Origin of the sequence: Pseudoalteromonas sp. T1lg10, from assembly GCF_002964545.1 — a bacterium.
Lineage (GTDB): Bacteria > Pseudomonadota > Gammaproteobacteria > Enterobacterales > Alteromonadaceae > Pseudoalteromonas.
Genome location: NZ_PQBV01000036.1, coordinates 1 through 976, shown reverse-complemented (window position 1 = coordinate 976; position 976 = coordinate 1). Strand labels below are relative to the sequence as shown.

1 protein-coding gene is annotated in these 976 nt (G+C 59.7%); it reads left to right on the top strand.

Going from position 1 to position 976, the window contains the following annotated elements; all coding sequences use genetic code 11:
* A partial coding sequence (locus C2M17_RS08680) for an Ig-like domain-containing protein (protein ID WP_199776011.1) occupies positions 1-976 on the top strand: 976 nt, incomplete at both ends.

The following is a 976-nucleotide window of genomic DNA, read 5'->3' as shown; positions in this document are numbered from 1 at the left end:
CCGGTGAACTGACCGTCACCATGACAGTGACCGACGCTGCCGGGAACACAGGCACGGTCACCGATACCACCACCCTGGATACGGCCGCACCGAGCACAGGTGATGGCGCAAACAGTATTGCGTTCGACGATGGCGGCGATGAACAATTGAGCGCGAGTGAGGCGACTAACGTGACCCTTTCTGGCCTTGTTGAAGCCGGTGCCACCGTCGACAGCATCACCATCAGTGATGGCGTGACGACGATCACGGTTCCGAGCTCGGCGATCAGCACGGATAGCAACGGCAACGTGACCGTCGTTGGGCAAGACCTTTCAAGCCTCGCCGACGGCGAATTGACCGTCACCATGACAGTGACAGACGCCGCAGGGAATACAGGTACGGTCACCGATACCACCACCTTGGATACGGGTGCACCTTCGGTGACCATCAACGATAACACCACCAATGACAGCACCCCAGCCTTGACCGGCACCATAGATGATCCAGAGGCGAGCATAGTGGTAACCGTTGAGGGTGTGGATTACGCCGCCACTAACAATGGCGACGGCACCTGGACCTTGGTGGACGACACCTTACCAGCGCTTATGGACGGAAGCTACCAGGTGACCGTGACCGCCACCGATGCGACGGGTAACAGCGGCACGTCCACGGGCACCTTAGTTATTGACACCAGCGCGCCAACCACGGGCGATGGTGCGAACAGCATTGCGTTCAACGACGGCGGCGATGAGCTAGTTAGCGCAAGTGAGGCGACCAACGTGACCCTTTCTGGCGTTGTTGAAGCCGGTGCCACCGTCGACAGCATCACCATCAGTGATGGCGTGACGACGATCACGGTACCGAGCTCGGCGATCAGCACGGATAGCAACGGCAACCTGACAGTCACTGGGCAAGACCTTTCAGGTCTCGCCGACGGTGAACTGACCGTCACCATGACAGTGACCGACGCTGCCGGGAACACAGGCACGGTCACCGA